Origin of the sequence: Mycobacterium gordonae (assembly GCF_002101675.1) — a bacterium.
GTDB lineage: Bacteria > Actinomycetota > Actinomycetes > Mycobacteriales > Mycobacteriaceae > Mycobacterium > Mycobacterium gordonae.
Genome location: NZ_LQOY01000181.1, coordinates 1 through 7,356, shown reverse-complemented (window position 1 = coordinate 7,356; position 7,356 = coordinate 1). Strand labels below are relative to the sequence as shown.

General features: G+C 69.3%; 8 protein-coding genes and 1 pseudogene. 2 read left to right on the top strand and 7 right to left on the bottom strand.

Annotated elements, in window-relative coordinates:
- Both AWC08_RS38610 and AWC08_RS23890 read left to right on the top strand, forming a co-directional pair.
- Positions 1-1,628: PE family protein (locus tag AWC08_RS38610; RefSeq protein WP_159460020.1), on the top strand; the 1,628-nt coding region annotated here is incomplete at its 5' end.
- A gap of 10 nt (positions 1,629-1,638) precedes the next feature.
- Positions 1,639-2,400 (top strand): IclR family transcriptional regulator, encoded by a 762-nt coding sequence (locus AWC08_RS23890; RefSeq protein WP_069434138.1) that lies wholly within the window; start codon positions 1,639-1,641, stop codon positions 2,398-2,400.
- Here the strand turns inward: AWC08_RS23890 and phtC are convergent.
- From phtC to AWC08_RS23855, 7 genes and pseudogenes are all read right to left on the bottom strand, one after another.
- Positions 2,388-3,113: a 3,4-dihydroxyphthalate decarboxylase gene (gene phtC, locus AWC08_RS23885; RefSeq protein ID WP_069434137.1), complete on the bottom strand. Its 726-nt coding sequence runs from the start codon at positions 3,111-3,113 to the stop codon at positions 2,388-2,390. The genes AWC08_RS23890 and phtC overlap by 13 nt on opposite strands.
- The gene (gene hcaB, locus AWC08_RS23880; protein WP_069434136.1) at positions 3,110-3,904 is read right to left on the bottom strand and encodes a 3-(cis-5,6-dihydroxycyclohexa-1,3-dien-1-yl)propanoate dehydrogenase; all 795 of its coding nucleotides are present in this window, start codon (positions 3,902-3,904) and stop codon (positions 3,110-3,112) included. Before hcaB ends, phtC begins: the two co-directional genes overlap by 4 nt.
- Entirely contained in the window at positions 3,888-4,139 is a 252-nt protein-coding gene (locus tag AWC08_RS23875; protein WP_065133712.1) for a dihydrodiol dehydrogenase, read from the bottom strand. The genes hcaB and AWC08_RS23875 overlap by 17 nt, the downstream gene beginning before the upstream one ends.
- On the bottom strand, positions 4,136-4,657 hold the full coding sequence (locus AWC08_RS23870) for a 3-phenylpropionate/cinnamic acid dioxygenase subunit beta (protein WP_065133714.1): 522 nt from the start codon (positions 4,655-4,657) through the stop codon (positions 4,136-4,138). Before AWC08_RS23870 ends, AWC08_RS23875 begins: the two co-directional genes overlap by 4 nt.
- A 2-nt stretch (positions 4,658-4,659) precedes the next feature.
- On the bottom strand, positions 4,660-6,015 hold the full coding sequence (locus tag AWC08_RS23865; RefSeq protein WP_065133713.1) for an aromatic ring-hydroxylating dioxygenase subunit alpha: 1,356 nt from the start codon (positions 6,013-6,015) through the stop codon (positions 4,660-4,662).
- Between the two features lie 46 nt (positions 6,016-6,061).
- Positions 6,062-6,919 (bottom strand): class I SAM-dependent methyltransferase, encoded by an 858-nt coding sequence (locus AWC08_RS23860; protein WP_232007930.1) that lies wholly within the window; start codon positions 6,917-6,919, stop codon positions 6,062-6,064.
- A gap of 34 nt (positions 6,920-6,953) precedes the next feature.
- A pseudogene (locus AWC08_RS23855) lies at positions 6,954-7,356 on the bottom strand (PE family protein); the annotation flags it as partial.

Sequence of the window (7,356 nt, the reverse complement as noted above, 5' to 3'; positions counted from 1 at the left end):
GCGGGGACGGCGGCAAGGCCGCCGCCGGCGGAGTCGGTGGCGCGGCAAGCTTTTTCGGTTCCGGTGGTGTCGGCGGCACCGGCGGCTCGGGGGCACCCGGCGGCGACGGCGGCGCCGGGCCGCTGTTGATCGGCAGCGGCGGTAACGGCGGCCTGGGTGGAGCGGGCGCGGCGGGCGGAAACGGCGGTCTCGGCGGGACGTTGTTCGGCGACGGTGGTGCCGGTGGGCAGGGCGGGCCCGCGGTCGCCGGGGTGCTTGGCGGCATGCCCGGCAGCGGTGGGCACGGTGGCAATGCGAACTGGTTCGGCTCCGGCGGTGCTGGCGGGCAGGGCGGTACCGGTCTGAGCGGAGCTGCGGGGGTCAACCCGACACCGACCGGAACGGCGGCATCGGGCACCAGCCCGGGTAGCGCGCCGGTTACCGTCGGCAACCCGTTGTCCAACGTGACGTTCACCGGCACCGGTGGAGGTAACGGCAGCAACGGCGCCGCCGGTCAGACGGGCGGCACCGGCGGCACGGGGATGGACCCGATTATCACGGTCGATCCGCTCGGCATCGGAGGTACCCTCACCGTCTCCACCGGTAACGGCGGCAACGGAGGCCTGGCCGGCGTCGGCGGCGACGGCGGCGCCGGTGGGGTCGGCGGGAGCTCCTTGATCGTCAACAGCGGCCCGGTCACGGGCGCCACCACTGTCTCCGGCGGAGCCGGAGGCAACGGCGCCGCAGGAGGGCCGACCGGCGGTGCGGGCGGTGCCGGCGGCTTGGGCGGGTTCGCCAACAGCCCGTATTCCGGTACCGCGACCGGAGGCAACGGGGGCAGTGGCGGGGCCGCCAGCCTGGCCGCCGGCGCGGCCGGCGGCTCCGGCGGGACCGGCGGCGCGGGCGGAACCGGAGGTCACGGCGGACTGTTCGTCGGCAACGGAGGCGCCGGAGGTGCCGGAGGGGTGGGCGGCACCGGTGGCGCCGGGGCGGCCGGCTTCGCAGGCGGCGCCGGCGGCGGCGGTGGCTCGGCCGTCAACTCCGCCACCGGCCAGGCGTTTGGCGGCAATGGCGGCACCGCCGGCCAGGGCGGCGTCGGCGGCGCGGGCGGTACGGGCGGCACTGGTGGCCTTGGCGGAAACGGCGGCGCGGCCGGGTTCATCGGGATCGGCGGTGCGGGCGGCGCGGCCGGTGTCGGGGGAGTCGGTGGCGTCGGCGGCATCGGTGGTGCGGGTGGCGATGGCGGCGCGGGCGGTGCGGTGATGATGACGGCCAGTCCGGCCGGCGCGATCGGCGGCGCGGGCAACAACGGCGCCCTCGGCGGCGACGGCGGTGTCGGCGGTGCGGGCGGAGCCGGGGGCACCGGCGGCGGTAGCGGCGGTGCCGGCGGTTTGATCGGGTGGGCCGGCGCATCCGGAGCTGCCGGCGCCGGGGGTTCGGGCGGCACCGGCGGTCAGGGCGGTGCCGGTGGCAACGGCGGCAACGGCGGGGATGCGACGACAGGTGGCGCCGTCGGCCTCGGCGGCAACCTGGCGCTGGGCGGGCAGGGCGGACTCGGCGGCGCCGCCGGAGGTCCGGGCGGCAGCACGGGGGTCACCGGCCTGCTGGGCGTGCCGGGCAGTAACGGAAAGGCCGGGGAATTCGTTTAGGCTCGGCGGGGTGCAGGAGGCGCCGCAGTACCCGATCGAATCGGTCGACAACGCGCTGAAACTGCTGCTGCTGCTCGGCGAGCAGCCACAGATACGGCTCAGTGAGGCCACCCGGTACCTGGGGGTGGCATCGTCCACCGCGCACCGGCTACTGGCGATGCTGACCTACCGCGGCTTCGTCCGCCAGGACCCGCAATCGAAGGCCTATCTTCCCGGTCCGGCCCTGACCAGCGTGGCATTCGCGATCTTCGGGCGCATCGACATCCCACGCACCGCCATGCCCGTGATGCGTGGTCTGAGCGAACGCCTCGGCGAGTCGATTCACGTCGGCATGCTCGACGGCGCGGGCGTGCGCTTCGTCGCGGCGATCGAGGGGCCCAGAGCGGTCCGGGTGGCTTCGCGGTTGGGCCGCACGATGCCGGCGCACTGCACCTCGACCGGCAAGGTCCTGCTCGCGGGATTACCGGAAGCCGAACTGCGCCAACTCTTTCCGCACGAGGCGCTGGAGCGCATCACGGAGCGTTCGATCGGCAACCGCGCCCGGCTGGAGAGCGAGCTGTCCCGTGTCCGCCGGCAGGGTTACGCCACCAACCGCGAGGAGAGTGAGGAGGGCGTCGCCTCGGTGGCGGTGCAGATCCCCACGCGCGCGCCCGGGTTCCGGCTGGCGCTGAATGCTGCCGCCCCGCAGCAACGGCTGCCCGCGTCGAAGTACCCGTCGGTGGCCTCGGTACTGGGCGAGGCCGCCAAGGAGATCGGCGATCAGCTGGTCTGAGCAGCCAGCGCAGCGACCTCATGCCGCCAAGCGGACTCGACATTCAAGCCAGAACCCAAGTTCGGCAACTCATCCCAATCGGCAGCGGCGATGTCGCGCAGGGTGCCGCCGGCCGCACGCACGCGTAAAGACATGCGGGCCAACGCGTCCAGGCTGATCGCCTGCAATACCGCCTGTTCGATGCTGGTGGCGGCGCTGGTGATGCCGTGGCCGCGGCAGATCACCACCGGGCGGTCGCCCATGGCCGCCGTCATCTCCTTGCCCAGCTCGGCAGTTCGGATCAGCACCGCACGGTCGTATACCGGCACGCCGCCGCGGGCCAGCCACGCGCCGGGAATATCGAAGGCTCCGTAGATCGGTCTGATCGCGATGCCGGCCAGGTCGGCGGCCACGACGGCCGGCGGGTGCAGGTGCGCGACGGCCCGATGCTTGACGTCGGCCCGCATCGTTTCGAGGTGGATCGGCAGCTCGTTGGGAACCCGGTAACCGTCGAGTTCGCCCGGCGCGCCCGCGGTTCCGTCGAAGGTGATGAGACGGATGTCGCTGGGACGGGTGAAGGCCACCCCGGTATCGGTGTCGCTGCGACAGCGGATCAGCAGATGGTCGTCATCGATACGCAGGCTCAGATGTCCGAGCATGCCATCGACCAAACCGCGGGCCGCGGCCACGCGACATCCCTGGGCCACCAGTGCGCGCTGCGGTTCCAGGCTCATTTCGGTGCACCCAACCGGAACCCGCCGTCGGGATGGACGGTTTCCCCGGCGATTCCGCGGGAACGGTCGGAGGCCAGGAACACATAGCTCCACGCATGGTCCGCGCCGGTGAGTGCGACATGCAGTGGGGTACGGGCGGCCAGATCGGTTGCCCGGTCGGGGGAGTCGTCGAGGCGGGCGTCGCCCAGGCCGAGCGTGGTCAGCCCGCGCAGGTCGGTGTTCAGGGTTCCGCCGGGGGCCACGCCGTTGACTCGGACCTGCGGGGCCAGGTCGTGCGCCAGTGCCGTCACCAGCCCGCGGACCGCGAATTTCGACGGCACGTACAGCACACCGCCGCGCCCCGGGTAGTAGGCCGAGGTGGATTCGGTGAGCACTATGGACGGCCCGGATCCGTTGCGCAGCGCCGGTAGCGCTGCTTTGACCGATTGCAGATGGCTGAGCACGTTGGTGCGGAACATTTCGTCGAACGCGGCAGACAGGTCGTCGGCGCCGATATCGTCGATCCCCCGGTAGAAGTCGAAGACGCCGACGCAGTTGACCAGGGTGTCCAGGCCGCCGTAGGTTTCGGCTGCCACGGTGACCGCTTGGTCGTTGTCGGTGCGGGTGGTGGCGTCGCCCTGCACCACGGGAACGTCGGGCAATGCTTCGCGAAGTCGTTCGCACTTGTCCGAATCACGTTCCAGCACGGCAACTTTCGCACCCTCGGCGATGAACGCGTCGAGGACCGCCCGCCCGATCCCGGAACCGGCGCCGACCACCAGGGCGCGTTTGCCGTCAAGCCATCCGGTCATCGTGGCCCTCGGGCGCGTCGGGTAGCAACGGAGCGTAAGAGTTGCCGACCATGGCCGCCAGCGTACGGGGGTTCTGCCAGGTGAGGGCCTCGACCTCGAGGGCGTCCAGCGTGATCGACCGCCCACTGCGCGGGGAGCTGATCAGCAGCCGCGAACCGTTGCGCGTGTCGACTCGCTGCACCACGACCTCGGTGAATTCGTTTGCCACGGTGATGGGCTCGCCGACTGGGTTCACAGGAACACCGCCAGATTCTGCATGCGTAACACCGATTCGTCGGCAATGATTTTGCGGCGGGCCAGCTTCCAGCGGTCCTGGCTCTCATCCCAGCGCAGCAGGTCTTCGCGCCCGCAGGACAGCAGCACGCTTTCGTTGACATCGCCGCGGCTGCGAAAGAGCAGTTCGGCCGATTCGACGAGCAGGTGCGCCGGGTCTTCGTCGAAGGTGCGCACGTTGGTGATGAAGTGTCGCAGCCGCGACGGAGGATCCTCGGCCCACACGTGCTCGGTGGCCATCCGCGCCACGCGCTGGGTCAGCGAATATTTGTCCTCGTCGAAGTGGTCCATGCCGGGTGCGGTGTCGAACCCGGCGCCGCGGGCGGTCGTGACCCGCACCGGCATCACGTAGTGGATGTCATCCGTCATGGTGTCCAGCCACGCCTCGTACTGCTGCGCATCCAGCAGGTACGCCTCGTCGACCAGGAACTGGTGCGCCTGGTGATGCCGAATATCGTTGAACGGCAGCGGTTTTCTCATCATCACATCGACTCCAAGTGCCGGGCCCACAACTTGAGCAACTCGCGCTGGTTGTACTCGTTGTAGCCCACCTGCGCCCTGCCCGGCCCGTGAAACGCCTCCGCGGGCAGCGCCTCGATCACCGGGCTATCGTCGGACAGCAGGCCCATCCGGCTGTTGAGCAGCAGTCGCCGAGCCATCGACCCGCCCGCGGTGGTGGTCAGCGACACCCAATTCTCGACGTCGTCCTGCTCGAACATCCCCGTCGATCCGAAGCACATCAGGTACGCCCGGTACGAGTCCTTCTTGAACCGCTCAGGGGCGGCCGAGTCGACGGCGAACCACGAACACACCTCGGTTTCGTTCTCGCTGATGGGTTGCCACTGCCGGATCGAGATGAAGGGGAGCACGTGATCGCCCTCGGGGAGCTTGGGCCAGTTGTGCACGAAGCTCAGGTTCGGAAAGCAGGTGGCGGCCGAGAACATGAAACCGTCCTGCGCCACCACCTGCTGCTGGGCCGGCGACCACACCGTTTTGATCCGGGCGACCATCTCGTCGGGATAGCCCACGTAGCGCATGCGCTCATCAAAGTCGCCCGGCGGCAGCTTGTACGTGGTTCCGCCGCCGCGGTCCGCCCAGTAGGTCGCGCCGTCTTTGCGCTTCTGCGCTTTGGGCTCACGGAACAATCCGATCTCGACGATCGATGCGTGCGTGTGCGGCGTGTGATACATGTCGCCGGAAAAATTTTCGGCGCCGATCTTCCAGTTGGCCTTGATCCGCCAGCGCTGTGGCCCCTTGACCAACAACCCATGAGAGCTCTGTTTGGTGTAGAAGTCCAGATAGAACGCGAAGTCACCGAGGAATTCGCGCAACGGTGGCGCCTGCGGATCCAGATTGAGGAAGATCAAGCCGTTGTAGATCCCCAGATTCGGTGCGGGCAATAGAGTTTGACTCTTGTCGAAACCTTCGTCGCCGCCGTATGCCTCGCGATGGAACGGCAGACCGGTGAGGCGCCCGTCGTTGCGGTAGGTCCAACCGTGATACGGGCAGCGGAAATTGGAGGCGTTGCCCATCTCGGCGCGGCACACCTGCATCCCGCGGTGCAGGCACATGTTGAACAGGGCCCGCACCCGGCCGCCCGAGTCGCGGGTGATGATGAAGGAATCGTCGAGTACGCGGCGCACCACGTAATCACCGTCGTGCGGGATTTCGGACTCGTGCGCCACGAACATCCACGCCCGGTTGAACAGCCGCTCCTTCTCCAGCGCGAACAGGTCGGCATCGTTGTAGATGTGAGCCGGGATCATGCCCCGACGGACGTGCTCGAAAAGTTGGCCGGTCACCCGCACCTCGCGATCGCTGTGGGCAATTTCTGTCATACAGAGAGACATTCTGCCCTGCGGGCCCAGCGCTTCAAACGGCAACTCATGATTGCCGCGCCGCCGTTGACCGACGGTGCGTTGCTGCACCAGGCGCAGCAGGCCGGGGCTGGAGTGGGCGATCTAGGTCAGGGGCCGTCGTCCGATTCCGGCCATCATGATCGGCGTGAAGACACGGATGTCGTCGCCGAAGCGGGCGGCGGCTGCGTCGGCGTCCGCTTGCGAGATCAGCCCGGCGTCGACCACGGCCGAGCGCAGGCTCTCGAACGACAATCGGGAAGAAGTCGAAACCCGGTGTGCTGGAATCGATTACCTTACACCTGCCCTCACCTCGAACCTCGGTCAGCCCGGCGGCCGCCAGATCGGCGACGACGCGGCGACCGTAGTACGGCTCAGAACCCGCGCGTCGGCTGAACTCGAGGATCGCGTCTCTGGCCCGCACCAGAAGCGGGTCATCTAGATCGAAGCCCAACGCCGTGCAGTCGAAATCCTCGATCAACATCCATCCGCCGGGCCGCAACGTTGCAGCCAGGCGGTCGATGATCTGTCGCCGGTCGGGCAGGTGTTCGAGCACCAACCGCGAGTGCACCAAGTCGAATTGCCCCTCGGGCAGTTCGTCGGAGCGGACGTCGAGGCGCCGTACCTCGATGGCGTCACCGGCAAGGGATTCGATAAAGCGGGTGTCGATATCGACGGCCACCACGGTCGCCCCGCGACCGGTCATCCAGTGCAGCAGTGACCCGCCGCCGGCCCCCACTTCCAAACAACGCCAGGGCTTTTCGGAGCCGCCAAGTCCGAGCTCGTCGAGCAGCGCCTGGGTGCCAGGGTCCCAGAGGCTCTCCATGGCGCCCAACCGGGTGCGTTCCTCGGCGAAGCTCTGGTCATAGACGTAGTCGCTCGGCATGGCGCCAAGGGTATCGGTCGCAGCGGCCCCGCGATCAGCCGTTCGCGCCGGACGCACCCTGGCTGCCGGTGCTTCCGGGGGTGCCGTTGCCGCCGGCGCTGCCCGCTGTCGCGCTGCCTCCGGATGCGGAGCCAACGACCACAGATCCAGCGCCAACTGCTCCGGACGCGCCGCCCTGACCGCCCTGGCCACCGACCCCGCCGGTACCGGTCGCGCCGGTGAAGCCGAAGAGGCCCCCTGCGCCTGACGTACCGGCCGCGCCACCGGCTCCGCCCGTGCCGCCGACCCCGCCGGTGCCGCCGGTTCCCCCGTTACCGCCGTTGCCGCCCCGGGATGTGAGATCTCCGGTGCTTGCTGCCGTGGCATCACCGCCGGCGCCGCCCGCTGTCGCGCTGCCTCCGGATGCGGAGCCAACGACCACAGATCCAGCGCCAACT